Source organism: Spirillospora sp. NPDC052269 (genome assembly GCF_040679435.1).
Classification (GTDB): Bacteria; Actinomycetota; Actinomycetes; order Streptosporangiales; family Streptosporangiaceae; genus Spirillospora.
Window position 1 is genome coordinate 1 of record NZ_JBFAUU010000003.1, and the last position, 26,411, is coordinate 26,411.

General features: G+C 68.4%; 30 protein-coding genes and 1 pseudogene. 13 read left to right on the forward strand and 18 right to left on the reverse strand.

Going from position 1 to position 26,411, the window contains the following annotated elements; all coding sequences use genetic code 11:
• Window positions 1–85: pseudogene (locus tag AB0L06_RS06455) on the forward strand (IS5/IS1182 family transposase); the annotation flags it as partial.
• On the opposite strand, the gene AB0L06_RS06460 reads toward AB0L06_RS06455, so the two are convergent.
• Together AB0L06_RS06460 and AB0L06_RS06465 are read right to left on the reverse strand one after the other, a co-directional pair.
• A complete protein-coding gene (locus AB0L06_RS06460) occupies window positions 79–636 on the reverse strand; it encodes a TIGR02452 family protein (RefSeq protein ID WP_500229887.1) in 558 nt (185 codons plus the stop codon). The pseudogene AB0L06_RS06455 and the gene AB0L06_RS06460 overlap by 7 nt on opposite strands.
• Before the next feature lie 375 nt (window positions 637–1,011).
• Window positions 1,012–1,326, reverse strand: coding sequence for a hypothetical protein (locus AB0L06_RS06465; RefSeq protein ID WP_500229888.1), 315 nt, complete (start codon window positions 1,324–1,326; stop codon window positions 1,012–1,014).
• A 262-nt stretch (window positions 1,327–1,588) separates the two neighbouring features.
• On the opposite strand from AB0L06_RS06465, the gene AB0L06_RS06470 reads away from it, so the two are divergent.
• The 3 genes from AB0L06_RS06470 (at window position 1,589) to AB0L06_RS06480 (ending at window position 3,020) form a co-directional block, all read left to right on the forward strand.
• Entirely contained in the window at window positions 1,589–2,047 is a 459-nt protein-coding gene (locus tag AB0L06_RS06470) for a hypothetical protein (protein ID WP_500229889.1), read from the forward strand.
• A 6-nt stretch (window positions 2,048–2,053) separates the two neighbouring features.
• Window positions 2,054–2,416 (forward strand): transcriptional regulator, encoded by a 363-nt coding sequence (locus AB0L06_RS06475; protein WP_500229890.1) that lies wholly within the window; start codon window positions 2,054–2,056, stop codon window positions 2,414–2,416.
• 202 nt (window positions 2,417–2,618) lie between these two features.
• Entirely contained in the window at window positions 2,619–3,020 is a 402-nt protein-coding gene (locus AB0L06_RS06480) for a nuclear transport factor 2 family protein (protein ID WP_500229891.1), read from the forward strand.
• Window positions 3,021–3,281: 261 nt separating this feature from the next.
• Here AB0L06_RS06480 and AB0L06_RS06485 read toward each other — a convergent pair whose 3' ends face one another.
• Window positions 3,282–4,331 carry a nuclear transport factor 2 family protein gene (locus AB0L06_RS06485; RefSeq protein ID WP_500229892.1) on the reverse strand — a complete coding sequence of 350 codons (1,050 nt, stop codon included), beginning with the start codon at window positions 4,329–4,331 and terminating at the stop codon, window positions 3,282–3,284.
• Window positions 4,332–4,628: 297 nt separating this feature from the next.
• A complete protein-coding gene (locus AB0L06_RS06490) occupies window positions 4,629–5,447 on the reverse strand; it encodes an MBL fold metallo-hydrolase (protein ID WP_500229893.1) in 819 nt (272 codons plus the stop codon).
• A gap of 12 nt (window positions 5,448–5,459) precedes the next feature.
• Between AB0L06_RS06490 and AB0L06_RS06495 the strand changes: the two genes are divergently transcribed.
• The 4 genes from AB0L06_RS06495 to AB0L06_RS06510 all read left to right on the forward strand — a co-directional run bounded on the left by AB0L06_RS06495 (window position 5,460) and on the right by AB0L06_RS06510 (window position 8,892).
• Entirely contained in the window at window positions 5,460–6,167 is a 708-nt protein-coding gene (locus tag AB0L06_RS06495) for a helix-turn-helix domain-containing protein (RefSeq protein WP_500229894.1), read from the forward strand.
• 151 nt (window positions 6,168–6,318) lie between these two features.
• Window positions 6,319–7,512 (forward strand): RNA-guided endonuclease InsQ/TnpB family protein, encoded by a 1,194-nt coding sequence (locus AB0L06_RS06500; protein ID WP_500229895.1) that lies wholly within the window; start codon window positions 6,319–6,321, stop codon window positions 7,510–7,512.
• A gap of 64 nt (window positions 7,513–7,576) precedes the next feature.
• Window positions 7,577–7,741 (forward strand): Lrp/AsnC ligand binding domain-containing protein, encoded by a 165-nt coding sequence (locus tag AB0L06_RS06505; RefSeq protein WP_500229896.1) that lies wholly within the window; start codon window positions 7,577–7,579, stop codon window positions 7,739–7,741.
• 116 nt (window positions 7,742–7,857) lie between these two features.
• Window positions 7,858–8,892, forward strand: a complete 1,035-nt coding sequence (locus tag AB0L06_RS06510) for an alpha/beta hydrolase (RefSeq protein ID WP_500229897.1) — start codon at window positions 7,858–7,860, stop codon at window positions 8,890–8,892.
• Between the two features lie 1,050 nt (window positions 8,893–9,942).
• On the opposite strand, the gene AB0L06_RS06515 is transcribed toward AB0L06_RS06510, so the two are convergent.
• Window positions 9,943–10,644 carry a hypothetical protein gene (locus AB0L06_RS06515; RefSeq protein ID WP_500229898.1) on the reverse strand — a complete coding sequence of 234 codons (702 nt, stop codon included), beginning with the start codon at window positions 10,642–10,644 and terminating at the stop codon, window positions 9,943–9,945.
• Window positions 10,645–11,390: 746 nt separating this feature from the next.
• Here AB0L06_RS06515 and AB0L06_RS06520 point away from each other — a divergent pair.
• Window positions 11,391–11,978 (forward strand): site-specific integrase, encoded by a 588-nt coding sequence (locus AB0L06_RS06520; RefSeq protein WP_500229899.1) that lies wholly within the window; start codon window positions 11,391–11,393, stop codon window positions 11,976–11,978.
• Window positions 11,979–12,091: 113 nt separating this feature from the next.
• On the opposite strand, the gene AB0L06_RS06525 is transcribed toward AB0L06_RS06520, so the two are convergent.
• The 6 genes from AB0L06_RS06525 to AB0L06_RS06550 all read right to left on the reverse strand — a co-directional run bounded on the left by AB0L06_RS06525 (window position 12,092) and on the right by AB0L06_RS06550 (window position 15,973).
• Window positions 12,092–12,682, reverse strand: coding sequence for a hypothetical protein (locus AB0L06_RS06525; protein ID WP_500229900.1), 591 nt, complete (start codon window positions 12,680–12,682; stop codon window positions 12,092–12,094).
• Window positions 12,679–12,924: a hypothetical protein gene (locus tag AB0L06_RS06530; protein WP_500229901.1), complete on the reverse strand. Its 246-nt coding sequence runs from the start codon at window positions 12,922–12,924 to the stop codon at window positions 12,679–12,681. Before AB0L06_RS06530 ends, AB0L06_RS06525 begins: the two co-directional genes overlap by 4 nt.
• Window positions 12,925–12,941: 17 nt before the next feature.
• Window positions 12,942–13,517 (reverse strand): hypothetical protein, encoded by a 576-nt coding sequence (locus tag AB0L06_RS06535; RefSeq protein WP_500229902.1) that lies wholly within the window; start codon window positions 13,515–13,517, stop codon window positions 12,942–12,944.
• A 199-nt stretch (window positions 13,518–13,716) separates the two neighbouring features.
• Window positions 13,717–14,148 (reverse strand): transposase, encoded by a 432-nt coding sequence (locus AB0L06_RS06540; protein ID WP_500229903.1) that lies wholly within the window; start codon window positions 14,146–14,148, stop codon window positions 13,717–13,719.
• Window positions 14,149–14,272: 124 nt separating this feature from the next.
• The gene (locus AB0L06_RS06545; protein ID WP_500229904.1) at window positions 14,273–14,446 is read right to left on the reverse strand and encodes a hypothetical protein; all 174 of its coding nucleotides are present in this window, start codon (window positions 14,444–14,446) and stop codon (window positions 14,273–14,275) included.
• A gap of 57 nt (window positions 14,447–14,503) precedes the next feature.
• Window positions 14,504–15,973 carry an MFS transporter gene (locus AB0L06_RS06550; protein ID WP_500229905.1) on the reverse strand — a complete coding sequence of 490 codons (1,470 nt, stop codon included), beginning with the start codon at window positions 15,971–15,973 and terminating at the stop codon, window positions 14,504–14,506.
• A 143-nt stretch (window positions 15,974–16,116) separates the two neighbouring features.
• Between AB0L06_RS06550 and AB0L06_RS06555 the strand changes: the two genes are divergently transcribed.
• A complete protein-coding gene (locus AB0L06_RS06555; RefSeq protein ID WP_500229906.1) occupies window positions 16,117–16,683 on the forward strand; it encodes a TetR/AcrR family transcriptional regulator in 567 nt (188 codons plus the stop codon).
• A gap of 209 nt (window positions 16,684–16,892) precedes the next feature.
• Here the strand turns inward: AB0L06_RS06555 and AB0L06_RS06560 are convergent, their stop codons facing one another.
• Window positions 16,893–17,813, reverse strand: coding sequence for an NADP-dependent oxidoreductase (locus tag AB0L06_RS06560; protein ID WP_500229907.1), 921 nt, complete (start codon window positions 17,811–17,813; stop codon window positions 16,893–16,895).
• An 80-nt stretch (window positions 17,814–17,893) separates the two neighbouring features.
• Here AB0L06_RS06560 and AB0L06_RS06565 point away from each other — a divergent pair, with 80 nt between their 5' ends.
• A complete protein-coding gene (locus AB0L06_RS06565; protein ID WP_500229908.1) occupies window positions 17,894–18,463 on the forward strand; it encodes a TetR/AcrR family transcriptional regulator in 570 nt (189 codons plus the stop codon).
• Window positions 18,464–18,482: 19 nt separating this feature from the next.
• Here AB0L06_RS06565 and AB0L06_RS06570 read toward each other — a convergent pair whose 3' ends face one another.
• Entirely contained in the window at window positions 18,483–19,073 is a 591-nt protein-coding gene (locus AB0L06_RS06570) for a TetR/AcrR family transcriptional regulator (RefSeq protein WP_500229909.1), read from the reverse strand.
• A gap of 369 nt (window positions 19,074–19,442) precedes the next feature.
• On the opposite strand from AB0L06_RS06570, the gene AB0L06_RS06575 reads away from it, so the two are divergent.
• The gene (locus tag AB0L06_RS06575) at window positions 19,443–20,675 is read left to right on the forward strand and encodes an MFS transporter (protein ID WP_500229910.1); all 1,233 of its coding nucleotides are present in this window, start codon (window positions 19,443–19,445) and stop codon (window positions 20,673–20,675) included.
• A gap of 109 nt (window positions 20,676–20,784) precedes the next feature.
• Here the strand turns inward: AB0L06_RS06575 and AB0L06_RS06580 are convergent, their stop codons facing one another.
• Window positions 20,785–21,681 carry a LysR family transcriptional regulator gene (locus AB0L06_RS06580; RefSeq protein WP_500229911.1) on the reverse strand — a complete coding sequence of 299 codons (897 nt, stop codon included), beginning with the start codon at window positions 21,679–21,681 and terminating at the stop codon, window positions 20,785–20,787.
• Between AB0L06_RS06580 and AB0L06_RS06585 the strand changes: the two genes are divergently transcribed.
• A complete protein-coding gene (locus AB0L06_RS06585; protein WP_500229912.1) occupies window positions 21,631–23,142 on the forward strand; it encodes an amidohydrolase family protein in 1,512 nt (503 codons plus the stop codon). The genes AB0L06_RS06580 and AB0L06_RS06585 overlap by 51 nt on opposite strands.
• A gap of 132 nt (window positions 23,143–23,274) precedes the next feature.
• Here the strand turns inward: AB0L06_RS06585 and AB0L06_RS06590 are convergent, their stop codons facing one another.
• The 4 genes from AB0L06_RS06590 to AB0L06_RS06605 all read right to left on the reverse strand — a co-directional run bounded on the left by AB0L06_RS06590 (window position 23,275) and on the right by AB0L06_RS06605 (window position 26,374).
• Window positions 23,275–23,802 carry a hypothetical protein gene (locus tag AB0L06_RS06590; protein ID WP_500229913.1) on the reverse strand — a complete coding sequence of 176 codons (528 nt, stop codon included), beginning with the start codon at window positions 23,800–23,802 and terminating at the stop codon, window positions 23,275–23,277.
• 387 nt (window positions 23,803–24,189) lie between these two features.
• On the reverse strand, window positions 24,190–25,266 hold the full coding sequence (locus AB0L06_RS06595) for a winged helix DNA-binding domain-containing protein (RefSeq protein WP_500229914.1): 1,077 nt from the start codon (window positions 25,264–25,266) through the stop codon (window positions 24,190–24,192).
• Window positions 25,263–25,943 (reverse strand): hypothetical protein, encoded by a 681-nt coding sequence (locus tag AB0L06_RS06600; protein ID WP_500229915.1) that lies wholly within the window; start codon window positions 25,941–25,943, stop codon window positions 25,263–25,265. The genes AB0L06_RS06595 and AB0L06_RS06600 overlap by 4 nt, the downstream gene beginning before the upstream one ends.
• Window positions 25,910–26,374: an epoxide hydrolase N-terminal domain-containing protein gene (locus AB0L06_RS06605; protein ID WP_500230380.1), complete on the reverse strand. Its 465-nt coding sequence runs from the start codon at window positions 26,372–26,374 to the stop codon at window positions 25,910–25,912. Before AB0L06_RS06605 ends, AB0L06_RS06600 begins: the two co-directional genes overlap by 34 nt.
• Window positions 26,375–26,411: the final 37 nt, after the last annotated feature.

The window sequence follows — 26,411 nt, forward strand, 5'->3', positions numbered from 1 at the left end:
CAAGCTCCGCTGCTGCCCACACCGAGCCGGCCACCTCGCCAAGGCCATCCACGTCCTACAAACCCGCGAAGCCCAAACTCACTGAAAAAGGCTCAGTGCCTCCCCGGCGTTGGGAGCAGGAGAGGTCAGAAACGAGACGGGATACGGCTCGTCCAGCAGTCGGCCGCCATCGTCGCGGTGCACGGGAACGTTCGGGGACCAAATGACGCGGTGACTATAGAACAGGTCGGGAGAGTCGCGGTGGGCGGCGTAGTAGTCGGGAGCCTGCAGGAGGCAGGGATAGAGAAGGGCGTTGCGGCAGAGGTCCTCTTCTTGGGCCTTGGCACCGCCGAGATAGCCACCTCCGGGATTACGCGCAGAGGCGAAGTTCAAAACGGCGATCCGGTCGGCCCCGGCAAGATGCAGCCGTCGCGCGGCCTGGAGGCTGCCCTCAGAGGTCACCTCGAACGACGTCTGGCGATCGGTCGCCATGTGGGACACATCGATCGGCCCGTAGGGCGGATAGCTGACGGTGCCAGAAATCGCGGCCTCCAACGCCCGGCCCACGACGACTATCGCGCCACCGTCGGTCGCGTACTCGCCTTCGGCGACGATCTGCGCGTTGACAGCCGCGATCCCGCGCAACCTTCTGCTCACACGCCGCATGCTAGGCCGCAATCGCCCCGTCGGCCCAACGGGTTTCCGCCGGTCGTTCGCCACCAAAGCGATTCAGTCTTCGGACGGTGTCTGTACTGATCACTATGGTGCGGTGTCCGTGTGGCTAGCCTGACCGAGAAATAGCAGAGGGCGAAGGTTGAGTGGGGACTTTCCCGGGGCCGCGCGCCGGCACATCCGTGAATGCGCCTGCTGCGGCCGCCGCCGCCAATTCGCCGCACGCTGGCCTGACGGTAGTATCCGCCGGACCTGCGAAAACAAGGCGCTGCGCACCCGCGGCCCTGGCCACAGGCCGCGTTCCCCTCGCCCACGAGGAACCGCGACTCCTCCGGCGACCGCACCACGTGACCAGCGAGGTCAACTGGTCTCAGGCTCCCAAAGCCAACCTCGAGCAGGAAACGCGCGCAGGAACTCGGTGAGCGATCCCGCTTGGAAGATCGCTTCAGACCAGTCGTTGGCGCTGGCCTCCAGCAGGAGCAACGGCGGCGCTGGTTCCCCGAAGTCATAGACGAGGAGCTCGCGGCTTCCATCACCACCCACCGCGACCGCACCCGGGAACCGCGCCTGGATCTCCCCAGCGGTGTTGACGCCCACGACGTCACCGATCGCGAACAGCTCCAAGAAGTCGTTGGCGGGGCGAAAGAAATCCTTCACCTCGCTCTCGCCGATCACATGATGGCGATCGTGGTGCCGAAGTGCATCGTGCCGAGAGCCATCCTGGGCGTGATCACGAGCCCCACCCTCGTTGCTCGAGCGCACTCGAGGTCAAACCGCGAGCCGGCTGCAGAATCCCGGACGCCGGGGGCGGGGTACTGGGTTCGCGGTGGCCGTACTTCCCGACGGTCCAGAGTGTCTGGATTCGACTTCGAGCTTTCCTCCGGGGAAAGCTACTGCTACTTTCCTTGCAGGAAAGCGTGACATTCGGGAGGGTGGCATGGACGTTGAGCGGGCTGAGCGGGCGCTTCAGGAGGTACGCGTCCTGCAGGAGCGGGCGTTGCGCGCCGCCTATCCCCGGTTGCCGTGGTGGTCGGTGACCGGCCGCGGTGCGATCATCGCCGCGATGGGGCCGGTCGGGGATCTGTCCCCCAGCGGGATGGCGGTAGGCATGCCGGTGACGGGAATGTTGGGCGTTGCCGCCTTCAGCGCTCTCGGCGAGTTCACCGAGAGGCGGATCGGGGCCAAGGTCCGGACGTCCCGGCATTCGGTCCGGTCGGTCGCCGTCAACGTCGGAGAGATCGTGGCGATCCTTGTGGTGTTCGCCCTGGCCGCGTGGGGGACATCGAGAGCGGGTACGCCGATTCCGGTGACGTTGGCGTGTCTGGTCACCGGACTCTTCGGCATCGCCATTGCTCAGCCGGTACAGAAGGCGCGCTCTGCGACGATGCGATACTGACGGCCGATGGTCGAACCGTTCTTCAACGAGTACATCCATGTGCCAGCCAGGCTCTCGCTCCTTGCGTTGCTCGCGCCCGTCCAGTGGATGGAGTTCCGCATCGTTCGCGAAAGCCTCGACACGAGTGATTCCGCGCTGTCCAAGCAGATCAGCTCATTGCAGGACGCCGGTTATGTAGAGGTGAGCAAGGACCGCCTCCACGGAAGGCGCAGCACTCGCGTTCGCCTCTCCGAACAGGGGCGCGTCGCCTTCGGAGCGCACGCGGCGGCGCTGGAACAGATCGTCGCCGCCGCGCATCAGCGCCCGCAGAGCAGGCCGACCACCCCGCAGGAAGGTGCCTTCGTTTCCCACAAGGAACAGCGTCTCTGACCCGCCACCGCCTTCAACCTTCACCACACCCGGCGGCCCACGCCCAAGGAAAAGGTCCGCAAGCGGCGCTGATCGTGATGTCTCGGCCCAGGTCCTGGCGCGGGCTTCCCCGTAGCGTGAGGGCGTCGACGGACATCGGCAAGCCGTGTCCCGTGGCGCTCGATCCACAGGGTGATGAAGATCCAAGAAAGGGTGAAGGGGAATGGTGGAATCTGTTGCCGATCGTTTGCTCGACGCCATCAACAAGCACGATATCGATGCCCTCGAGGCATGTTTCGCGCCAATGTTCGAGTGCGACTGGCCAGCGCACCCCGCGCGCTCCTTCACCGGCTCGAAACAGGTACGTCGCAACTGGGAGGCGATCTTCGCATCCCATCCCACCGTCCAGGCCAGAATCTTCGGGCGAGCGCGAACGCACGATGACCTCTGGGCGGAGTGGGAGTTCATGAGTGACGTGGACAACGGGGTGAAGTTCTGGCAGCGCGGGGTCATCATCGTGAAGGTCGAAGGAGATCGCATCGCGCAGGCGAGGTTCTACATGGAGCCGGTCGAATGGCCACGGGAAGCGGATGGTGTGGGCGGTCCGTCGGATCCGCCTCGATAGGTGGACGCCGCGCCACCGGCTTCAAAGGAAGGGCTGTGACAGTGAAGGCCGGACGTACCTGAACATGCTCGGCGACCGCTTCCATGAGCGGGCCATGACCCGCGTGCCGGCGGACGCTGGACGGACTCGGAGCCAACACCGTTTCGTTCCGAAGCAGCGGTCGTCCATGTGCAGGCGGGTCGTCGGTGGCGGAAACCGCCGACGACCCGTCCGCATCGTGGGCCTCTACGTGGCAGTCCTCCAGCTCGTACCGTGCTGGGGCTACTTGTTGGGCCTGGTGAAGAACGTCTCCCAGGCGTAGGGGTCCTCCGGGAAGTCCTCCATCTTGACGATCTTGCCGCCCTGGACGGTGTAGTAGAGGCTGGCCGTGACCGGTTCGACCTTGCCGTCCCACGAGCGGTTCATGCGGGTGAACTCCTTCGCGAAGAAGCCCTCGCCGTCCGCGGTCATCGCTTCGACGTCGAGCTTGTAGCGGTCGCCCGCTGTGGCCATGACCTTGGCGCGGAACTTCTGGAAGCCGTCGAACCCGCGGTAGGTGCCAGAGATGTCCGACTTGCCAGGGATGGTGATGGCGATGTCCTTGCCGATCACCTTGCGGAGGCCTTCGAGGTCTCCCTCCCAGAACCTCTTGTAGAACTCCTTGCCGAACGCCAGGTTCTTCGCATCGGTGGCGTCACTGATGTCGATCCGTTGCGGCTGCCCCGCGGCGGGCGCCGTCGACGCCTTCTTCGGAGCAGCGCTCTGGCCTGCAGGGGCCGTCCAGTACGCGTCGTAGTACCGCTGGTCTTCCGGGATCGTCCACGCCTCGGAGAGCTTTCCTGCCTTGAACTTGTAGTTCATGGTGAACCGCAGCTGCCACATTCGGTCCGGGTCGAACCGGCGGTTGAGGTCGATGACCTCCCGCGTGAAGCCGTCGCCCCCGTTGACGGAGACGTGCGGTACCTGCAGGGCGAACCGTCCACCGTTCCAGGCCAGGATGTTCTTCATGAACGTGGACAGGCCGTCCGGCCCCCAGTACTCGCCCGCGTTCTTCCCCTTGCCGGGGACATGCATGATGAAGTCGGCCGTGACGAACCTCTTCGCCGCGTCGATGTCGCCCAGCGCGAAGGCTGCGTAGAAGTCCTGAAGCACCTTCGCGTTCTCCCGCGAAAGGCTGTCGACGGTCGTGACGCCGGCCGGTGCCGAGTCGGCCCCCTTGGGGGCGCGGACGTTCCGGTGCGAACCGTTGCTCGCCACGGCAGTGCCCATGGGTGCCAGTACGCCACCGACGATGGCAACACCTGCGACAGCGGAGATGAGCTTCTTACGCATGATCGATCCTCGGAGTCCTTGTTCTCTTTGGGGAAGGTGGGCCGGGGTGCGCACGGTCGGAGCACCGGAGCCGGATCTTGATCCCGACTCCGGTGATCACAACGTGCGCCACCACCGGACATTCCCTCCTCAACCTCGCCGCCCGGAAATCGGGGACGGCGACAGGGAGACAAGACGGCCCGTTCAGATGTGACCGATGTGAGTGAACTTCTCGAGGTCGGCCGGTCTCCGCAGGTCGTGACCCGGCCGTCGACAGTGGCGTCAGGCCCTGGGGCGGCCCGGAGCCATTCGGCTCGATCAGCCGATCGGTGGTGCGAGGTATTCCAGCGCATAGCCGTCGCCGGAGGAGGTCACGCGGGCGATGCCTGGTGAGTCGAGGTGGGCACCGGCGACGAAGTGGTGTGGTCGGGTCAGTTGCTCGAGGAGCCCCGCCCGCGCGGCGCGGGCCTGGGACTGGTCGCCGTCGAGCTCCCAGGACACGTTCGGCTGGTCGAACTGGAGCGTGGGGACGTGAACGGTGTCGCCCCAGACGAGAAGGTGGCCGGTGCTGCTCCTGACCTCGTAGACGGTGTGACCGGGTGTGTGGCCCGGCGTCGGGATCGCGGTGGTCCAGTCGTTGATCGCGACCTTCTCCGACACGGGAACGACCCGCCCGCGGACCGGCTCGAGCCGCCCCGTGAACACCGAGGTGTCGCCCACGCCGATCCACACGCGCTCGAGTTCGCTGAACGCCTCGGAACCGTCCGGCGCGATCAGGCCGCTCACGTGGTCTTCGTGGTTGTGGGTGATGGCCACATCGGTGACCCGCGCGCGGTCGATCCCCGCTTCGTCGAGCGCGTCGTAGATCAGTCCCATGGTGGGGTCGTGCCAGGCGTTGGACGCGCCGGTGTCGATGAGAACCGACCGCGTGCCGTCGGTGACGAAGAAGGCGTTGACCGACAGCCGCAGGTTGTCGCCCACCAGCGGGACGACGTCCGGCAGCTCATCGAGCGCGCACCCGTCCTCGTCGCGGAGCCGCGTCGGCGGCATGTCGATGTACCCGTCCCGCAGCGAGACCACCTGCAGGTCGCCGAATTCGAACGTGGCATGGTGCCGGCCACCCGAGATCAAACGCATGGAACCTCCGTCGTGTCGGGCGCACATCGCCTGTCTTCGATAGAAGACTTAGTCTTCTTTAGGAGAAACCGTACACTGTCGACGGCAGACACGCATCGATCGAGGAGCACGGTGGTCCAGCAAGACGGAAGCGCGGCCGAACCGCAGCACGGTGACGATCTGGCCGGCGCGTTCGGCGGCAACGTGCGGCGACGCCGCGAGGAGGCGGGCCTGACGCTGGAGCAGTTGTCCACGCAGTCGTCGGTCAGCCGGGCGATGCTGTCCAAGGTCGAACGCGGTGAGAAGAGCCCGACGATCGGCGTCGCGTCCAGGATCGCCCACGCGCTCGACGCGTCGCTCTCGGACCTGATCGGTGCGCCGGCCGCTGCCGAGTCCGCCGTGGCCATCGTCATGCGCAAGAACGACCGCCCCGTTTTCCGCGACCCGGAAACCGGCTTCGAGCGGCACATGGTGTCAGCGGCCCCGGGGGCGGGTGGGGCCGAGATGATCGTCCACTACCTCCCCGCGCAGGTCTCCACCGGCCTGCTGCCCGCGTATCCGCCGGGCGCGGAGAAGCAGGTCGTGGTGCTCGACGGCACCCTCACCGTCTTGATCGGCGGGATCAGCGAAACCCTGAACACAGGCGACTCCCTGTTCATGCAGGCCGACACGGCCCACGGCTTCGCCAACCGAACGAACGCTCCCTGCGAATACATCATGGCCATCTCGCGCAGAGCCTGATCGGCCGCAGCCTGCGCACCTGGGCGAAGCCGCCGGCCCGGGCATCGCCGGGCTCGGGCCCGTGGGCGTCCCGGAATGTCGGGCAGAACCGGCCAGGTTAGTGCGATACTCACTGTGTTCGCGCACTAATACCGGGCGTACGATCAGGCCTGTGCAGCTTCGCTATCAGTTTCGCCTGTACCCGACACAGGCCCAGTGCATCGAGCTGGCCAGGGCCTTCGGGTGTGCGCGGGTGGTGTTCAACGACGCTGTCGGCACCCGCCGGGCCGCGCACGAGGCGGGACTGCCGTTCGTCTCCGACACCGAGCTGTCCAAGCTGCTGATCACCGAGGCGAAGAAGACTCCTGAGCGGGCATGGCTGGGGCAGGTGTCGGCTGTGGTTCTTCAGCAGGCGCTCTCCGACGCGTGCGCTGCCTACCGCAACTTCTTCGCCTCGATCTCCGGCAAACGACGCGGCCCGAGGATGCGGCCGCCTCGGTTCCGGTCCCGCAAGGACAACCGGCAGGCGGTGCGGTTCACTCGCAACGCCCGTTTCAAGGTCGGTGTCAAGCTGACCCTCCCCAAGATCGGCGATGTCGCGGTCAAGTGGTCACGGCCGCTGCCCGCCGAACCCAGCTCGGTCACCGTGATCAAGGACGCCGCGGGCCGGTACTTCGCCAGCTTCGTGGTGGACGTCGGGAACGACCCCCTACCGGCCTGTGGAACCGAGGTCGGCATCGACCTGGGCCTGTCGCACTTCGCTGTGCTTTCCGACGGGACGAAGGTGTCCAACCCTCGGTTTCTGCGCCGAGCCGAGAAGAAGCTCCGCAAATTCCAGAAGGCACTGTCACGCACGCAGAAGGGATCCAGGAACCGGGCCAAGGCCCGCACCAAGGTCGCACGCCGGCACACCAAGGTCGCCGATGCGCGCCGCGAGTTCCACCACCAGCTGTCCACCCGGTTGATCCGCGACAACCAAGCGGTCTACGTGGAGGACCTGGCTGTCAACGGACTCGCCCGCACCAGACTCGCCAAGAGCGTCCACGACGCCGGATGGTCGGCGTTCGTGAACATGCTGGAGTACAAGGCGACCCGGCACGGCCGAGGGTTCGCCAGGATCGGGCGTTTCGAGCCGACGTCCCAGGTCTGCTCGGCGTGCGGGATCAAGGACGGCCCCAAGCCCCTCCACATCCGGGAATGGACCTGCCCGGCCTGCGGGGTGTGCCATGACCGTGACCACAACGCAGAAAAGAACGTACTGGCCGCCGGACAGGCGGACAGGATAAACGCCTGTGGAGCCGAGGTAAGACCAGCGTCCACGCTGGCACACGGCCACGAAGCAGGAAGCCAACGTGGTGCTGCATGACCCACACGGGACATGCCGCACGGACGAAAATCCCCCTCCATCAGGACGGGGAGCATGTCAATGGGTGAAGGTTCGCACCTCCGGCACCGAAACGCTCGCCGAGGCGCTCGACCGCATCCGCGCGATCCCGAGCGTGGCCGGCACGAGAACCACGATCGTGCTGCGCACCGTCCTCGAGCGGCCGCTGGGCCCGGACGCCGGACGGCCGCCGATCCCCGACAGCCCGTGAACACCGGGCAGGACGGCGCGTGAAGGCCGGGCCCGGCCGCCCCGGGGCACCGGTCCGGTCCCCGGCGCTCCGTCCCCTCTGAAGATTTCCGACGCATGAACACATGGAGGAAGCCGATGTTGCCGTGGTCAGCCGATCTCGCAGGCCGGTTCGAGCATCCGACGTTCGACAGCAAGGTGCTGCGGGGCAACCCTCTCGGTGACCCGCACGAGCGGCCACTGCACGTCTACCTTCCGCCCGGCTACGACGCCGAGCCCCAGCGCCGCTACCCGGTCGTCTACTGGCTCCCCGGGTACACCGGCCACGTCGGGATGGTGTTCAACCGCCCCCCGTTCCGGCAGGCCTACCCCGAGATGGTCGACGCGGCCTTCGCCGCCGACGGCACTCCCCCGGCCATCGTCGTCTACTTCGACGCCTGGACCTCGCTCGGCGGCAGCCAGCACCTGGACTCCCCCGCCACCGGCCGCTACCACACCTACCTCTGCGACGAGGTGGTGCCGTGGATCGACGCCAACTACCGCACGATCCCCGACCGCGACCACCGCGCGATCGCGGGCAAGTCCACCGGCGGGTTCGCCGCCATGGTCACGCCGATGCTCCGGCCGGACGTGTTCGGCGCGCTGGCCACCCACGCCGGTGACGCGCTCTTCGAGACCTGCTACCGGTCGGGGCTCCCCCAGGTGTTCCGGCTGCTGCGCAACGAGTACGACGGCTCGTGGGAGAAGTTCTTCGCCGACTTCCGGAGCCGCGTGCCCGGCACCAAGTCCAGCGACGTGGATCTCATCGAGATCTACGCCTACGCCGCCGCGTACTCCGCCGACCCGGACGGCACCGTCCGCATGCCGTTCGACGACATCGGCGCGCTCGTCCCCGAGGTCTGGGAGCGCTGGCTCGCCTGGGACCCGGTGCTCATGGCGGCGCAGCCGGAGCACGCCGAGGCGCTGCGCTCGATGCGCGCCCTGTGGATCGACTCCGGGACCCGCGACGAGTTCTTCCTGGACTCCGGGGCCATGGCGTTCCGGCGGGAGGTGGCCGCCGCCGGGGTGCCGGACGACCGCGTCCACTTCGAGCTGTTCGACGCCGGCCACTTCGGCATCGAGTACCGCTACCCGCTCTCGATCACCTGGCTGAGCAAGATGATGTCCGACTGACCGACGCCGGACGTCTGCCCGTCGAGCCGCGGGTTCGGCGTCCAGGGGCTCGTCGGCGGCCTGCCGGATCACGGCGGAGGGCTCGAGGTCGTCCGGGGGCGGTGTCACACCTGGCGCGTGTAGAGAAATCGCTTCCGCCGGGATTATTGGACACCCCGACTTTGCAACATGTATCTCCGACACTCGTAGGCCCGTCCGGCGGCGCGCGAGGGGTGTCAATTTCCGAAGCCGCGTGCACAGATGTCCAAAGTCCTCTGCACTATGCGCTGTGGGAGCCACCGCTGTTCAGCTGTTGGGTGCAGCGGGCATACACGGTGGCTTTCAGCTCCTCGATGGAGGGGCCGCAGTCTTCGTCCCAGCAGTCGGCAACGTCGTACATTCGGCCAAGCGGCAGCGCGATGACGCCTGACCTGTACGCGGTGAGCAGGTGCGGAGGTAGCGGTGCAGCGAGGTCTTCGGGATGCCGGTCGTGGCCGCGATGACGCCGAGGGAGTCGCCCTGAGGTACCGGCTCGTCGCCGTCGGACTGGCATAGTCGTCGGGTGGATCATCGCTCTCGGTTGTGGATACAGCGGCGGTTGCGCTCGTTGGCGTGGCTGGAGCTGTTGAACGTACCCCTGCAGGCGGTGGTGTGGTTCGGAGTGATCGGTCTGCCGTTGACCATGGCGAACGTCGTCGGGTTCGCGTTGTTCGTGCTGCTGCTCCTTGAAGGGGCCTGGTACTGGACGGCCAAGGTTCGGCAGATCGCAGCACCGGGCTCGTGTCTGCGCGGTGCTGGAGCCTTGGCGCTGGCCCGCGTGGGAAACGTCGCTGTGCTCGTCGCCGGGCTGCTGCTCATTGGCTGGGCAGCGGTGGCCGAGCCTGGGGCCGGTAGCTGGCCGGGTCTGGGGTTCGCTCTGTTCGCTGTGCTGGAGCATGTGAACTATTTCCACGTCCAGCTCATGTACGACACCACCGCGGACCTGCGATACCTGCGCGCGCATGGTCTGCGCCGCGCGCACCTGGCCCGCGATCTGGCTCTCCATGCGAGAACCACCGAGCGATACCGAACTCAAGGTGCCCGCCGCTTAGATCGCATTGAGGTTCCCCCCGTAGCGCGGCCACCTGGGGTGAGATGGGTCAGCCGGTGGCCTGCTGGGCGTGGTGAGGTGGCAGCCTCCATGTGCCGGGCCACGGTCAACAGGTCGCGGACACGGAAGTAGTCCGCTTGGTTGTCATGCCACAATGCGGGCTGGAGGCGTGTGATGAACTCGCTGAGGCACCGGGCCAGCGATTGACGCTGGTCGGGAGTGATGTCGCCGTCGAAATCAAGGCACACCTGTACGCATCGTCCCAGCTCCAGCGACGCCGGGTCGTCTTCGCGGATCAGGTTCGCGAGTCGACTCCGGTGCCAGAAACGCACGGCGTGCAGTGCCGCCTCCTGGCGGGCACCGTACCAATGCGCCGGAACGTAGGGGTTGGTGCCGTTGGGGTGAGGGCTTCGTTCACCCCGCCGCTTGGCCTGGCGACGATTGGCCGCGTAGGCCTGCTTCTCAGCGTTCCAGGCCGAACGGCTGACCTCCAATGCGGCCAGTGCGCGAAGCAGAGCGGCCTCGTCGGTGCTGAACGCTCCGGCCCTGGCCTCCAGGAAACTCAAGGTCGCCTCGAAGCCGAGAGGTCGGTACAGCTGCACGCAGGAGCGCAGCGCTGATACTCGCCGCCCGTACGGCAGGGCCGGATCGCGCACCTTGCGCGCGAAATTGCCAAAGCTCATCTGGCCGCGTCCCGAGCCCGCTCCAGCACCCGGTAGACCGTCGAGTCTCCGAGGAAGGACGCCTCCAGGAGTTCGCCGATGCCGTTGTCGTCGGCAGTGTGCTTCCGCATCGACGGCGCCTCCAACGTCACCACCAGCCCGACCGCGCAGCGGGACGCCACGCGCGGCCGTGGCTCGCATCCGGGAGCTGGGCCGTGGTCAGGTGGATGACCTCCGCGCGAATCGAAGCGGCCATCGCGTCACCGTTCATCATCACGCTGTTCGCCGTGGCCTCCTGTCGCGGTGGCCGGGTTGGTCGTGGCCGAGTCGCGACGTGACGCGGAAACGCGGTCCGATCGAACAAGGTCACCCGCAACCCCCAGGACCACCGCCAACCCGACGCCGATCACCCTAGCGACCGGCCGTCAGACCGTGGTCCCTTTCTGGCGTATTCCGGAAGTGGCCGCTATTTCATTTGAGGAAACTCGGATCAGCGTGCCTGCGACGGCGGAGTTGCTGGTCACGGCTATGCAGCCGGAACGTGTGGCGATGTCTTGGAGCCTACTGGCTGGCTGCTCGGGTGACTCATACCTGTTCTGACCTGGCAGTGGCGGGCCCGCTTACATCTGATGAAGAGTTCCTTCATCAGATGTAAGCGGCGGAGGGTGACCGAGTGACTCGCCGACTGCCGCCAGGCCGACATCGACGCCTGGTATGCCGACGGCTACACCCGCCGCCGCAACACCCACCAGTTCCTGCGCTGGGCCATGAACGACAAGGCGCTGCCCGCCATCACGATCCCTCACCAGCCCACCGCCAACCCCGCCCCGCTCAGCCAGCAGCGACGCCTTCAACTCCTACGCCGCTTCCTCACCGACGACCAGATCCCGCTGCTCACCAGGGTCGCCGCGGTGATCGTGCTCCTCGATGCCCAACCCGTCACCCGGATCCTGCGGCTCACCATCGACGACGTCATCCGCAACGGATCCGAAGTCGCCCTCCGGCTCGGCGACCCGCCCAGCCCCGTCCCCGAGCCCTTCGCCACGCTCCTGCTGGACTACCTCGACCAGCGGCTCAACCTCACCACCGCGACCAACCCCGGCACCCGCTGGCTCTTTCCCGGCCGCCGCGGCGGCCAGCCCATGACCAGCGACACCATCAGCCGCCGCTTTCGCAACCAGGGCATCAACACCATCAGCGGACGAACCTCTGCCCTGCATTACCTCGTCCTCCAGGCCCCAGCCCCGGTCATCGCCCGCATGCTCGGCTACACCGACCAGCAGGCCAGCCGCACCGCCACCGCCGCCGGAACCCCTTGGAGCCGCTACGCACCCGGCGACCACCACAGACAGTGACAACCGGCAGAGAACACAGACCACTCAATCACCGGGCCTTACCAGGGCCGTCCCCCTGGGACAGGAGGAGCCCGGCGACGGGCCGTTGCGGTAACCGGTAACCGCGCGGGGCCTTACGCCTTGAAGGGGTTGGCGGTGACGTCGACCACGCTCTGGCGCAGGTCCGAGGTGCCGAAGCGGTTGAAGTGCACCAAGGCGGCCAGCACCAGCAGGCGGTCCAGACGGGGGTCGTGGATCTTGACCGTGTAGGTGGCGCGCACGCCGGCGTGGCGGGCGAGCTCGAAACCCTGGGACTGCGCGGAGTGCCAGTGCATCTTGAAGGAGAGCGCGGCGTCCACCACGCCCCAGTCGAGCACCGGCAGCGCCCGGCGGGCCTTGTTGGTCGCGCCGACCGGCTCGCCGTTCAGGGTGCCGAAGCCCTCCTGGGTGACCGTCCACTCGTCCGGGCGCCAGGAGCGGTTCTTGTGCTCCACCCGGCCGATCACCCGGCGGTCGGGGGCGATCGCCGAGAAGTCGTTGACGTAGCCCACCAGCTGACCGAGCCCGGGGCCGGCGAACACCTGGTACGGCGGGCTGTGGTCGTACGCCGCGTCCTTGTGTACCCGAACCACCGGCTCCTGCTGCCCGTCCACGTGGACGAGGAAGGTGGTGTGGGACCGGCCGTAGTCGAGGGTGACCGTGAACTCGGTCAGCTGCTGGATCACCGGTAGCTGTCCTCTCGCTGCTCCTTGCGGCGCCTCGCGTCCTCGGTGGCCGTCCGGCTGAGGTCGTCGATGTCCGAGCCGGCCATGAGCTGCTCGCAGATCCGGCCGGCGATGTCCCGCTGCCGGTCGCTCTGGTTGCCCGGGAACTCCTCGGCGAGCCGGCCCGCCTTGGCGGCGCGCTCCTCGGCTTCCGGGTCCGGCTGCTCGTCGGTCTGGAAGCCTTCGTAGCTGTAGTAAGACATGTCCGTGCTCCGAGTTCTCAGGTCGCCGGGATCATACCGATGCGGGCGGCGCCCAGGGTCGAGGACCAGCCACCGCTCTTCTCGAACTCGAAGCCGCGCTGCTCCACGTCGCCCACCAGACTGCCGAGGGTGGGCATCGGCGAGTTGATGGCGTCCATGATCGCCCGGATTCCCTTGTGAATGCCGTCGATGGCCTTCTGGATGCCGTCGTAGATCTTCACGATGATCCGGATGCCGTTCACGATCTTCTGGACGATCTTGTAGATCTTGTACGCGGTGTAGATGCCCGCGCCCACGTCCGCCGGCGGATCCTCCGGGCCGAGGCCGACGGCCTCGATCGCGGCGTCACCGAGTCCGCCGATGCCCATGCTCCAGCGGAACAGGTACTCGTCGAATGCCTCGCCGGCCTGGCCCTGCCACTGGCTGCCCAGCTTCCAGGAGCCCTTCCGGACGGCGCCGGCCACGGTGTAGAGGCCGCCACCGAGGGCCTCGTAGGCGCACTCCCACACCCGCTCGGGCAGCGCGAGGATCGCGGCGCAGAGGTCGTCGGTCAGGTTGAACCCGATCGAGCACTTCAGCCGTCGACGGGTCACCCAGTCGACGAAACCGCGTGTGCCGCCGCCCGCATCGGTCCGGATCAGGACATGTTTGTGCAGGTGGTCGGGAATCTGCTGCAAGGCCAGACGCCCGGCGGTGATGTGGTCGGCGGCGGTGTTGGACCCGGCGTTCCCGGCCTCAGTAGCAGGGCGACGGCCTCCCCGGTCCCGCCGGGGCCGTGGTCGATGAACGCGGTCATCGGGTGGAACCCGAAGGTGCGCTTCCAGGTCGGGGCCGCCACTCCGGCTCGGCACGCAGGATCGCGATATCGGCCAGGCAGTCCCCGCAGAACGCCAGCATCAGCGCCAGGTCCGCGACGACCTTGCCCGGATCATGGACCGCCCGCGGCTTGCGCCACCGCCCGAGCCCTTCCGAAAGCGCCCGGTCATGCCCGGTCACACGGAGCGTCTCGGTCAGCAGCACCCCACCGGCCTGACCACCGATCCCCGACCCGTCCCAAGACACCGCGAGCCTGGCATGACGACCTGTACTCTTTGAACCGCGCCGGGATTGGTGGAGGCTCTGATACACCCCGTGTTGAGTGGAGTCGCGCGAGGCCGTCCGCAGGTGTCGAACGTGGAAAACGAGCTCCCGTAGCGTGGAATTGACCTCATCAGCCGACCTCATCGCGCTGGTCAGGGAGTTTCGTCAGGAGCCCGCACCGCCACCGCCGCCGGAACCCCTTGGAGCCGCTACGCACCCGGCGACCACCACAGACAGTGACAACCGGCAGAGAACACAGACCACTCAATCACCGGGCCTTACCAGGGCTGCCCCCCTCGAAGGTGGAGCGGGCGTCGGCGACGAGGCTGAGGGCGTCGCTGCCGAGGATGAGGTGGGTCGGCGGCTTCTCGGCGTCCACGACGGCGAGCAGGGCGCGGCCGAGGCCGGTGCTCTCGCTGGTGGTGAGGAATGTGCGGGGCATGTGTCCCTCCATGGAATTCAGAGGTGTCGGACGGCGGGGGCGTGTTCGGTATCGCCGTCAACAGCTGTTCGCGGGCACCTCGTTCGAGGTGGTGGCCTCGTCCGGATCGGCGGGACGTCGCGGCACCGCCGAGCCTTCGACGGACTTGGACCTGGTCAACCACAGGCCGGTGAGCGCGGCGGTGGCCAAGGTGATGGCGCCGGCCGTGACGAAGGCGCTGTTGAGGCCGGCCTCGAAGGAGGCGCCGTCGGACTGCCGGACGTGGACGACGGCTCCGAGCAGCGCCACGCCGAGCACCGCGCCGATCTGCCGGGTGGTGCTGCTGATGCCGGAGGCGAGGCCGCCTTCCTGCGGGCTGACCGCCTGGATGGCGGCGCCCGTGAGTGGGGACATGGTCAGGGCGAAGCCGATGCCGACCACTCCGAGCCGCCACCACACGTTCCCGTAGCCGGTGTCGGCGTGCACCATTCCCAGCGCCAGCAGCCCTCCTCCGGCCAGGGCCAGGCCGGTGGTGACCACGATCCGGAAGCCGTACCGGACGGCGAGCCGGCCCGCGAACGGGCTGACGATCACCATGGCGAGGGAGGTGGGGAGGGTCTGCAGGCCGGCGCGCAGGATCGAGCTGCCCTGGACGTACACGAAGAACTGGGAGAAGAAGAACGTCGAGCCCATGAGCGCGAACCCCACCGCGACCATGGCGGTGTTGGACACGGTGAACAGCCGCTGCCGGAACAGCCGCAGCGGCAGCATCGGCGCGGGGCGTCGCGCTTCGACGGTGACGAAGGCGGCGAGGAGGATCGCCGTGGCGGCGAAGCTCCCCAGGATGACCGGTGAGGTCCAGCCACGGACGCCGCCCTCGATCAGCCCATAGGTCAGTGCCCCCACCATGAGAACGGACAGCACCGTCCCCGGGATGTCGATCGCAGGGGCGCTCGGGTTGCGGGACTCGTCCAGGTGGCGCAGGCCGACCAGGAGCAGGATCACGCCGATGGGCAGATTGACCAGGAAGATGGCGGGCCAGCCGAAGGCTTCTGTCAGCACGCCGCCGGCCACGGGCCCTGCGGCCAGGCCGATTCCGCTGAATCCGGCCCACAGCCCGATCGCCTTGACGCGTTCTTGCGGGACGGGATAGGCGGCGACCAGCAGGGCCAGCGATGCGGGGCTCAGCGCCGCGGCCCCGATGCCCTGGAGCACGCGTCCGACGATCAGCCATCCGACCGAGGGCGCGAGGCTGCACAGCACCGATGCGGCCGTGAACACCACCCCACCGGCCAGGTACACGCGCTTGCGGCCGAACCGGTCGGCGAAAACGCCGCCGGACAGCAGCAGCATCGCGACCAGCAGCACGTACGCGTCGACGATCCACTGCAGGCCGGTCAGCTGAGTGTGCAGCCGGTGCTGCATGTCGGGCAGCGCCGCTCCAACGATCGTGTTGTCGAGCAGCACCATGAACTGGCCCAGACAGGTCACCGCGAGCAGCACGGCCCGGTTCGGTCGACCGCCTACGGACGCCGGTGATGCAGCCATGGGGATTCCTCTCAATCGAAGTCCTGCCTCTCGAGGGCCGTCGCAGGCAGCCTCTGACGCACTAACGCAGTGGATGACTGCGTTAGTGGACTGTAGAGAGGTTCGCCCGCAAACGCAAGTCGCAACTGCGTTAAGGTGGGGGCATGGACGAGGGACAGCGAGCCCGGCGGCCCGGCGGGCGCGCCGCCCGCGTCGGCGCGGCGGTGCACCAGGCCGTCACCGAGCTGATCAGCGAGCGCGGCTACGGCAACTTCACCGTCGGCGATATCGCGACCCGCGCGGGCGTGGCCGACAGCAGCGTCTACCGCCGGTGGGGCAATCTGGAGACCCTGCTCACCGACGTGGCGTTCACCCGCCTCAACACGCAGTCGCCGATGCCCGACACCGGGAGCCTGGCGGACGACCTGCACACGTACGCGGCCAACGTGGCCCGCGAGATCACCGGACCCGACGGCCCGGTGGTCCTGCACATGGCCGTCGCCCTGTCCAACAGTGGCCCGCAGGGGCTGCAGGCGCGTGACGACCTCCTCGCCAAACGCACCCGGCAACTGCAGTCCGTGTTCGATCGCGCCCGCGAACGCGGCGAGGACGCACCCGACGCGCTCGACTTCCTGGACCACGTGCTGGCCCCGATGTACATCCGCGTCCTGCTCGGCGTGGGCCCGCTCACCCCCGACTACGTGGACGGACTGGTCGACCGGTTGCTGTGACCTCAACCCGCCCTGCGGGATCAGAGCACGAAGGCGCCCCTTGTGCACGGTGCCAGGGTTCCGTGAGGTGCTCGCCGACACGCGCCCGCCAGCTCAGGCATCCGACCATTGGCCGACTCGCGCGTCCTGGCTGAATCCGTCGGCCGTCGGGGCTTCGCTGCGGACCGGGGCGAAGCCGACTTCCGACTCCAGTCCCGCGCGGTAGCGCTTCAGAGGTTGACCACGATCTTTCCGTGGACGTGGCGTTCTGCTTGCAGCCGGACGGCGTCCTGGATCCGCTCGATGGGGAAGGTGCCGGCGATCGGCACGGTGATCTCGCCGGTGACGATGGCGTCGGCGATCCGCTTCAGGTCCTCGGGCCGCGCGTTGAAGCCCCCGGCCGAGCGCACGCCGTCGGGCGGGTTGGGGCCGGCCGCGATCGTGGAGATCCTCTCCGCGGGGACGCCGAGCGCGAGCGCCGTCTCGGCCGTCTCAGTGCCGAAAAGGTCGGTCGCCGCACTCACACCGTCGGGGGCAATCACGCGCACCCGGTTCGCCAGGCCGGGACCGTAGGTGACCGGCTCGGCCCCGAGCCGCCGGAGGAAGTCGAAGGTTCCTTCGGCCGCGGTTCCGATCACCCGCGCGCCGGCCAGCCTGGCGAGCTGGACGGCGAGCACGCCGACGCCCCCGGCGGCTCCCCCGATCAGGACGGTGTCGGCGGCGTTCACGCCGATCGCCGCGAGCGCCGCCGAGGCGGTCAGTCCCGCCACCGAGAGCGTGCCCGCGACCTCGTCGCCGATCCCGTCCGGCGTGTGCAGGATCGAGTCCGTCGCGGGATCGACCACCGCGAAGTCGGCGGCGGCCCGGCCCACCGCGCCACCGTGGACGCGGTCGCCCACGGCGAAGCCGGAGACGCCCTCACCGACCTCGTCCACGACGCCGGCGAAGTCGGTGCCGAAGCCGGACGGAAGGGCGATGCCGAACCGCTCCGCCACCGCGGGCATCGAGGTGAGGATCCAGTCCATGGGATTGAGGCCGACGGTGGTCACCCGGACGCGGAGCTCGCCCGCCTTCGCGTGCGGTTCCGGGACCTCGCGCAGCTCCAGTACCTCGGGACCGCCGAACGTCTCGTGTACAACGGCTCGGCTCATGGCGTGCCTCCACGAAGAGTGATGGGACTTGGTCTCATCACCGTACATGATGATGGGACCAAGTCCCGTAAGCTGTCCTCATGGCCCGCTGGGAACCCAACGCATCGCAACGACTCGCCGACGCCGCCCTCGAACTGTTCGCGGAGCGCGGGTACGAGAACACGACCGTGCTCGACATCGCGAAGCGCGCCGGGCTCGCCAAGAGCACCTTCTTCCGGCACTTCCAGGACAAGCGAGAAGTGCTCTTCGGCGAGGACGCGCTGGTCGAGCCGCTCGTCACGGCGATCACCTCGGCGCCCACCGGAGCCACCCCGCTCGAAGCGATGGCGTCCGGCTTCGACGCGCTCGGACGGGACGTCTTCACACCCGATCGCCGCGCGTTCACCGTCCGCAGACGAGCGCTGATCGACGCCCACCCCGATCTCAGGGAACGTGAAGCCCTGAAGACCATGAATCTCACCGCTGCGCTGACGACGGCCGTGGAGCGTCGCGGCACACCCGCCCTCCTCGCCGGGGTGAGCGCACAACTGGGCACCCTGGCCCTGAAGGCGGCCTACGAGCGGTGGAGCGACCTGGGCAACACCGATGACTTCGGCGACATCGCCCGGCAAACCCTCAGCGAAGTGCAGGCCGCCGTCTCGGCCGTGTGAAGAGGCGCCCGTGAGACCGCTACCCGGTTGATCCGGTTGCCGTCCAGGAGTCGGCGAGCAGGCAAAGGTCTTCGAGGGCGGCTTCAACGCGCGCGTGGTCGCCGGTGATCAGCAGGTCGGTCTGCAGGCCGGCGTAGGCGCTGTTGAGGTAGGTCGCCTTGATCAGGGCGTCGTGGGGGCCGAGCCCGCGAGCGGCCAATGCCCTGGCGACGAATTCGGCCCGCTCGGTGAGGAATGTGGGCACCCGGTCACCGAGGCGCCCGGCCGCCGCCAGTCCCTCGATCTCATGGATCAGGCGGGTGTACGCGAGGTTGGCGGGCTCGATGTGGCGGTGCCAGGAGTCGCGGATGATCGACCCGATGCCTCGATCGGTGTCGTCCCAGCCTTCCGTGGCGTCGAGTTGCTCGTGCTGGATCTCGTCCAAGCGTGTCAGCAAGGCGGCCAGCAGGGCGTCCTTGTCGGCGAAGTGATGGGTGAGCACGCGCGTGCTGTGCCCCAACGCCTGCGCGATCGGCCGGAAGGAGAGTCCGGGCATTCCGGTTTGGGCAAGGTGGTCCAGGACCGCGTCGAGGATTTCGGTGCGGCGCTGCGGGTTGCGGGGTCTGGCCACTGCGGCGCTCCTGGGACGTGTCTCGAGGTCTGGTGCGCGGGGGTGCCGCTGTCGGAAAGTGGTGAAGTCTCCGGTAGAGCGGGTTCATCCACCAAGAAGAACCTGAATACCGGAGACCTCGTGGCCACCCTAGCGGTGACCAGCCGGGACGGACGGCCTCCGCGTTCGGCGCGGACGACCACCGGAAGCGTCACGCCGTGGAGTGCGGAATCAGCAGGCCCAGGCGCCACCGTGCGACAGCAACCCGGTTCGACGAACTCGCCGTCCACTGCCAGATCACCGTCCTCAACGACTGGCCCACTTCGCTTCGAATGCGCGCCCCAGTGCGAGCGATCCGAGTTAGGGAAACGTATGTTACGTTAACGCCCTATGGATGCCACACGCCGCCGATCTTTCGTCCAGCCCTGGCTTGTCGCGCTCGCCCTCACCGCCCTCGCCCTGCAGACGGACGACTTCGTCATCGTGGGGGTGCTGCCGTCAATCGCGCGTGAGCTGCAGGTCAGCGAGGCGGCGGCCGGTCAGCTGGTGAGCGTCTTCTCGGTGATGTGCGCGGTGATCGGGCCACTGGCCGCCGTCTTCACCGCTTCATGGCCTCGGAAACGTCTGCTCATCGGTGGCCTGCTGCTGTTCTGTGCCGCCAACTTCGCCGTTCCACTCGCCGGGTCGTACGCCGCGTTGATGGCACTGCGGATCCTGGCCGCACTCGCGGCGGCGGTCACCCTGCCCACCGTGTTCGCGGTCACGGCCGCGCATTCCCCGCCCGAGCGGCAAGGCCGGCACCTGGCCACCGTGATGACCGGCCTGACCGGCGCCGTTGTCATCGGAGTCCCGCTGGGCACCTGGATCGGCGCGGCGTTCGGATGGCACGCCACTTTCGTGCTCGGCGGCCTTCTCGGTCTGACCGCGTTGGTCTGCGTCGGACTCGCTGTGCCGGACGTTCCGCCCTCGCCGGCCGCCGGCCTGGCCGAACGGCTCAGTCCCTTGGCGCGCCCAGCCGTGCTCGGCGTTCTACTCGCGGCGGTCGTCGCCGTGCTGGGCAATCTGTTGTTTCAGACCTATCTCGCGGCCTTCCTCCACGACGCGGCCGACGTGACGCCGGCCATGCTGGGCGGGCTACTGGCGTTGACCGGTGCCGCGGGCATCGCGGGAGCACGCCTCAGCGGTTGGCTTGTCGACCGGTTCGGCCCAGGACGGGCGTTCACTGTCGCCGCGGTGGTCTTCACCGCAGCCATGATCGGACTCGCGTTGTGCTGGTCGCTGCGGCCGGCGTACCTTCCCCTCATCGTCGCCCTCCTGCTGGCCTGGTCGGCCGCCGCCTGGGCGGTTCCCCCGCCCATACAGGCCCGCGTCCTGACGTTGGCCGGACCAGACGCCGGGCCCCAAGCCCTGGCACTCAGCAGTAGCGCGGTCTACGTCGGAGCTTCGCTGGGGGCCGGTCTCGGTGGCTGGCTGCTCAGCACGCACGGCTCCGGAGCGCTCCCGCTCGCCGCTGTTTTGACCGCCCTGGCAGCTTTGGCCTTGTTCAACGGTGCCGGACGCATCGCCAGGGTGGGCATCGAGACAGCAGGGGGCCGGCCCATGGAGTGTCGAAGAACCAGGTGAAAGTCGGGGTGTCCAACAGTCTGGGCGGGACCGTCCTCGCCGGGGCGACTGACTGCTGGCGACCACGACCGCCAGTTGGAGATCAACGACCGTTCGTTCGTCCCATGCCTCACACCAGTCTGGCGGAGAGCGTGCTCGCTGTGCTGGTTTGTGCAGCGGCCAGCAGGCTCAGCGCGGAGGCGCGCGGTGCGGCGTCGGACAGTGCGAGTGCGGCGGGGACGCGGATCGGCGGATCGGGCTGGACGAGGGCGACGGCCGTGGAGTCCTGCGGGACGACGCCGGCGGGGAGCAGGGTCCAGCACTCTCCGGAGGCAACGGGTCCGGCAAGGAGGTCTTGGACTCGGGTCAGAGTCGGTCCCATGCGAGGGGCGAACCCGGCCGCTTGGCAGGCGGCCGTGATCAGGTCGTGGACGCAGGGGTTGTCTGCGCGGGCGGATCGGGCCAGGGGAAGCTCAGCGAGCGCGGCGATGTTGCCGGCGGTGCTGGCGTATGCGGTGGGGACGACCACGAGCAGCGGCTCGTCCCAGAGGTGATGAACCCGCACGCCCGGGGTGTCCGGTGGCGCCGTCACGAACGCGGCATCGAGGTCGTTCGCGGCGAGGGCGGCGAGCTGGCCGGTCGTTGAGGCGGAGCTCGTCACCTGGAGTGTGATGCCGGGGTGGGCGTCGCGGACGGCGGTGAGAGCGGCTTCGATACGAGGGTTGAAGACGAGGTTGCTGCCGATGCGCAGCAACCCGGTGCTGCCAGCGGCGATGTCGGCGGCGGCAGCGGCGGCGCGGTCGATGCCGCGTAGCGCGCGGCGTGCGTGGACAAGGAATGCCTGGCCGTCCGGGGTGAGCCGGGCCCGACGGTGGGACCGGTCGAACAAGGTCAGTCCGAGTTCGCGTTCCAGCCGCGCGACCTGCTTGCTCACCGCGGGTTGAACGATGTGCAGGGCCTCCGCGGCCCGGCCGAAGTGTTCGTGCTCGGCGGCGGCGACGAAATAGCGCAGCTGCCGGACCTCCATCACCACCACCTTCCTCACCTCGATCGATTCCCTTTGGTGATTGTTCCACGTATGGGTTGGCCGTTGATCGGCCCTGGTGAGACCGGCTGGAGTAGAGCGTGCGAGTCGACGTCAGCAGCCAGCGTGAAGGGGTCAATGATGGAACCGGTGCATGTGTCAGGAGAGGACGTCGCGGCCACGGCAACGACGATCGTGAACGCGAAGGTGTTCGACGGGACGAAGTCGCAGGATTGGACCTCGGTCCGGTTCGCTGACGGACTGATCACCCAGTGCTCGGCCACCCCGGCCGCCCAGGAAGGCGACGAAGTGATCGACGCGGCGGGCGGGACCGTGCTTCCCGGCCTGATCGACGCGCACGTGCACCTCGTTCCCGGCGCCCTCGCGCAATCGTTGAACTTCGGCGTCACCACCGTTCTCGACATGTTCAGCAGACCCGACCTGATGGCGGGGGCCAGGGAGCAGGCCGGCTCCCGTCCGGACGTGGCCGATGTGCGGTCCTCGGGTGTCGGCGCCACCGCGCCCGGTGGGCATCCGTCGATGATGTACGCCCCGTTCCCGACGTTGACCGCCGCCGACCAGGCCGAGCGGTTCGTCGCGGAACGGATCGCGGAGGGCTCGGACCATCTGAAGATCATCTCCGGAACCGGGGGCCTATGGCCGTCGCTGGACTCCGAGACCATCAAGGCACTGGTCACTGCCGCGCACGCCCGCGGCCTGGTCGTCGTCGCTCACGTGAGCTCGACGGCCGGTGTCGAGGAGGTCGTGTCCGCCGGTGTCGACGTGGTGGCCCACGTCCCCGCGGACGCCGGGCTGGACAAGGCCCTGGTAGACCGCATGGCCGAGGCCGGAATCGCGGTCGGTCCGACGCTGGCCACCATCGAGAACACCCTCGGTGAACCGGGTGGCGCCGCGGTGGCAGGGGACCCGCGGCTCGCTGAGGCGCTCGGGGACGCCTGGGCACGCCGGTTGACCTCGAGCGCCTCGGGACGGCGTGGCCGGGGAACGCCGCCCTACTCGCGGGCCGAGGACAACGTGCGGCGACTGACCGATGCAGGCGTCACTCTGCTGGCGGGCACCGACGCCCCGAACCCGGGGACGGTGTTCGGAGCAAGTCTGCACCGGGAGCTGGAACTGCTTGTCCGGTGCGGCATCAACCCGGTGCAGGCCCTGGCCGCTGCCACGGCCGAACCAGCACGAGTGTTCGGCCTCGCCGACCGGGGACGTGTCGCGCCGGGGCTACGCGCGGACCTGGTCCTCGTGTCCGGTGACCCACTGAAGGACATCACCGCGACGCGCGCGATCGAGCGCATATGGCGCGCGGGCACAGCCTGCGATCGACGCGCCTTCGTCGCGAGCGCCGCCGAAGCCGAGCAGCTCGACGCTTTCGACGCCCAGGTCGCCAAGGCCGTGGCAGCCGTCCGCGAACGCAGGTCCGACCTCGCCCCGAGGAAAGCCCCCTGAACGCCCGTCCCGCACCTATGGACCACCCAGATGTGGCCGACGGCAACACCTTGCCGTACCCGCCGGCAACGCTGGGGCCGCCCACGCCCGAAGGCCGCGTGATCAACCCGGGGAAGGTCGCGTGTCAGCGCCCTAAAGATGGCCAGGCTCACCGGTATCGACGAAGTGGACGACTGAACGGCGGACCAGGTCGAGAAACTCGCGCAGACTGTCGGTCACCTTGTCGAACTCACTCCCGGTGGAAGCCGCACTGGAGCGGTAGACAGATCCTCCGGCATCAACGGCGAACCAGATACCTGCGCCATCGGAAGCGATCAGCACGCCCTTCGCGTCATCGGCACCACTGAGCGTCACCGGTTCGTAGGAACGCAGGTGATCGAGCACGAGTCCGGCCGAGTGGAAGAAGTACGCGTTCCCGACGTCCGTCAAGACGACCTCGCCGATGGAGCGGTAGAAGGTGACCAGATCGGCAGGAGTCAGGCGCTCTCGCGCAAGCTCCGCGACCACAGACCGACTATCAGCGTCCGGTGGCTTGATCTCGTTGGCGCCTGGCGGATAGCCGTACCTCTCCTCGAACGTGCTCATCAGCGTTTCAAGCGCAGCACCAACCTGCGATTGCCACTGGGACAGCCACCCAGCCGAAAGCGGTTCACCTCGCATCAGCTGATCCTTTCAAACCACGCGACCGCAGCCCCAGCACCGCCTGCCGAGGGCAGGCAACACGATCAGGCAAGGGCCAGGACCATTGCAGGGCCGCCCGGGTTCCGGCGTATCGGAGCGACGGCTGGCGCTATGTCCACGTTCTGCGACTCGCTATCGCCAACGAGCGTGTCGTTCCTCCCGTCGGGGCGCCCCGTTGTTGGCGAATAGCGGGCGGACGGCCGTCCTTGCGGGAGACCTCGTCGGGCCCCTCCGGCGTTGGCTCCCCGATGTTCTTCGCATCCTCTCCCCCATCGCAGCGAAGGGCACAAGAGGCGGCTTGCCCGTCTTCGTTCTGGTGCGTGCACGGCAGAGGGGTCCACGGCCGCCGAGGGAGCGATCAACGAGCTACGGCTCGTCGAGGACGATGTCGTGCGTCGCTTGGAGGGCTAGGAAAGCGCACAACTGTGCAGCCTCGGTGAGCAGCGCGTCGCGGTCCTCTCGGCAGAGCTTGGTGAACGGCTGGATGCGCAGTGATCGGTTCTGGATCTGCCAGGTGCCCTGCCACATGCCGTCGACCAGGAAGGTGCCGGTGGTCGCGCCGTTGCCCGGCGGGAGCGGCACCGGACGGTTGCCGAGGATCACTCGGGTGCGGTCGTTGTGTGACAGCAGCAGGTTGTCGTACTCGGGCAGGAACCGTGGCGGGGCAGGCGTGTGCTCAGAAGGACGGGGTGCCTCGGGCAGGTCGTGCAGCGTCTGCCCGTCCTGTCCGCGGAACGTCCGCAATGGCAGCCGCTCCACCACCTCGCGTAGCCGGGTCAGCCCGGACCACATCTGGATGTCGGCGACCTGCGCCGGGCCGAACGCGCCGAGATAGCGCAGTACCAGCGCGTCCACCGGCACCGACCGCAGCGGCGCGCCGAGCCAGCTCTCCACTGGCGCCCATGCCGCGGGGCCGTTCTTGCCCCAGACGCCCCGCGGTGGCACCTGGCACAGCGGGATGTGATGCGTCGCCGCGTACGCCAGCGCGTTCGGATCGGCGTCCGGCCAGCGCTCCGCAAGCAGTTTGCCCAGCTCGGCGCGAGTGCGCGGCCGCTCCTCCAGCAGCCGCTTCGCCTGCCTGAGCAGTGCGTCCCGGTCCACTCCCTCGGTCCCGTGGCGAAAGTGCCCGCTGAACTGGGCGGCGTGCAGTGGATGGAACAGCAGGCGCCAATCCAGACAGTCGCGCGCGCTGACGAGATGCACGGTGTTGCGGATCAGGTGCAGCCGTACCACCTGGCGCTGCTCGGTCAGCTTCGCGAGCTCGTCCGCCGCGAAGTCCTGGAGCCGGGTCCACAGTCCCACGTACGGGGCGAGCGGCGCCTGGGACTGCATCCCGCCCAGGTGCTCGATCGCGTCGATCGCCGGGGTCGGCGTGCGTTCCAGCAGGTGCTGGCGAGCCAGCGTGGCCCGGTTGAGGCGACGCCGGCTCAGCACGTCGGTCACTTCAGTGGTCCGAAGAACGCCTGCAGGTCCGCGGCCAGCTGGGCCGGGGCCTCCATCGCCGGGAAGTGCTTGCCGCGCTGGAACTCGGTCCAGTGTGCGTCGGACGGTGCGGGGACCAGCTTTCGCACGGTGTCGTCCGCTCCGAAGACCGCGAACGCCTGCGGTACGGCCGCCGGCGCGCCCCAGTCCGAGGAATGCGCCTGCTCGTACAGGGTGTGCGCGGCGGTGACGCCGGAGCCGGTGAACCAGTACAGGCTGACCGTGGTGAGGAGCTGGTCGCGGTCGATCGGCAGATCGGTCCACTCGTGGAACTTCTCGGCGATCCAGGCGAGCTGCAGCAGCGGTGAGTCGACCAGGCCGTAGCCGATGGTCTGCGGCCGGCTGTTCTGGATCGCCAGGTACCCGGAGCCTTCCTTGGCGAACGCGTCCATCCGGTCCAGGATCAGCTTGTCGACCGGGTCGTCCTCGTCCAGCCGGTCCGCCATTCCGGGCAGGAAGGTGGCGACGCTCGCAGCGGTCAGCGGATCGGTCACCACGTGGACGCCGATGACCCGCCCGGCGTCGAGGCCGGCGACCAGGCCGGACACACCGGCGCCGACGTCGCCGCCGTGCACGCCGTACCGCTCGTAGCCGAGCCGGCGCATCAGCTCGACCCAGGCGCGAGCGGTGCGCCCCATCGCCCAGCCCGTCCCGCCAAGCGGGGTCGAGAGGCGTACCCGGGCAGGGACGGGGCGACGACATGGAAGGCCTGGCCCGCAGCCGGGTTGACCAGCGGCTCGATCAAGTCCAGGAACTCGGCGACGGAGCTGGGGAAGCCGTGGGTGATGAGGAGCGGTTTGGCGTCGGGCCGGTCGGATCTGACGTGCAGGAAGTGGATGCGCTGGCCGTCGATCTCGGTCGTGAACTGCGGGTACCGGTTGAGTCGCGCCTCCTGAGCGCGCCAGTCGTACTGCGTGCGCCAGTACTCGGCGAGTTCCTTCAGGTAGGCCAGCGGCACGCCGCGGGCCCATTCGACGCCGGGCGACTCGCCGGGCCAGCGAGCGTGGACGAGTCGGTCGTGCAGGTAGTCGACGTCGGCTTGGGGGATCTCAATGCGGAAGGACTGGATGCCGTCGCTCGTGGCGCTTCTCCTCGTCGACGGGGGC

Bases quoted from the DNA above. Each gene is read 5' to 3' on its own strand.
- AB0L06_RS06470 (WP_500229889.1), top strand. From the start codon at position 1,589: ATGGACGTTGAGCGGGCTGAGCGGGCGCTTCAGGAGGTACGCGTCCTG.
- AB0L06_RS06475 (WP_500229890.1), top strand. From the start codon at position 2,054: ATGGTCGAACCGTTCTTCAACGAGTACATCCATGTGCCAGCCAGGCTC.
- AB0L06_RS06480 (WP_500229891.1), top strand. From the start codon at position 2,619: ATGGTGGAATCTGTTGCCGATCGTTTGCTCGACGCCATCAACAAGCAC.
- AB0L06_RS06485 (WP_500229892.1), bottom strand. From the start codon at position 4,331: ATGCGTAAGAAGCTCATCTCCGCTGTCGCAGGTGTTGCCATCGTCGGT.
- AB0L06_RS06490 (WP_500229893.1), bottom strand. From the start codon at position 5,447: ATGCGTTTGATCTCGGGTGGCCGGCACCATGCCACGTTCGAATTCGGC.
- AB0L06_RS06510 (WP_500229897.1), top strand. From the start codon at position 7,858: ATGTTGCCGTGGTCAGCCGATCTCGCAGGCCGGTTCGAGCATCCGACG.
- AB0L06_RS06515 (WP_500229898.1), bottom strand. From the start codon at position 10,644: ATGAGCTTTGGCAATTTCGCGCGCAAGGTGCGCGATCCGGCCCTGCCG.
- AB0L06_RS06520 (WP_500229899.1), top strand. From the start codon at position 11,391: ATGAACGACAAGGCGCTGCCCGCCATCACGATCCCTCACCAGCCCACC.
- AB0L06_RS06530 (WP_500229901.1), bottom strand. From the start codon at position 12,924: ATGTCTTACTACAGCTACGAAGGCTTCCAGACCGACGAGCAGCCGGAC.
- AB0L06_RS06540 (WP_500229903.1), bottom strand. From the start codon at position 14,148: ATGAGGTCGGCTGATGAGGTCAATTCCACGCTACGGGAGCTCGTTTTC.
- AB0L06_RS06545 (WP_500229904.1), bottom strand. From the start codon at position 14,446: ATGCCCCGCACATTCCTCACCACCAGCGAGAGCACCGGCCTCGGCCGC.
- AB0L06_RS06550 (WP_500229905.1), bottom strand. From the start codon at position 15,973: ATGGCTGCATCACCGGCGTCCGTAGGCGGTCGACCGAACCGGGCCGTG.
- AB0L06_RS06555 (WP_500229906.1), top strand. From the start codon at position 16,117: ATGGACGAGGGACAGCGAGCCCGGCGGCCCGGCGGGCGCGCCGCCCGC.
- AB0L06_RS06560 (WP_500229907.1), bottom strand. From the start codon at position 17,813: ATGAGCCGAGCCGTTGTACACGAGACGTTCGGCGGTCCCGAGGTACTG.
- AB0L06_RS06565 (WP_500229908.1), top strand. From the start codon at position 17,894: ATGGCCCGCTGGGAACCCAACGCATCGCAACGACTCGCCGACGCCGCC.
- AB0L06_RS06575 (WP_500229910.1), top strand. From the start codon at position 19,443: ATGGATGCCACACGCCGCCGATCTTTCGTCCAGCCCTGGCTTGTCGCG.
- AB0L06_RS06580 (WP_500229911.1), bottom strand. From the start codon at position 21,681: ATGGAGGTCCGGCAGCTGCGCTATTTCGTCGCCGCCGCCGAGCACGAA.
- AB0L06_RS06590 (WP_500229913.1), bottom strand. From the start codon at position 23,802: ATGCGAGGTGAACCGCTTTCGGCTGGGTGGCTGTCCCAGTGGCAATCG.
- AB0L06_RS06600 (WP_500229915.1), bottom strand. From the start codon at position 25,943: ATGGGGCGCACCGCTCGCGCCTGGGTCGAGCTGATGCGCCGGCTCGGC.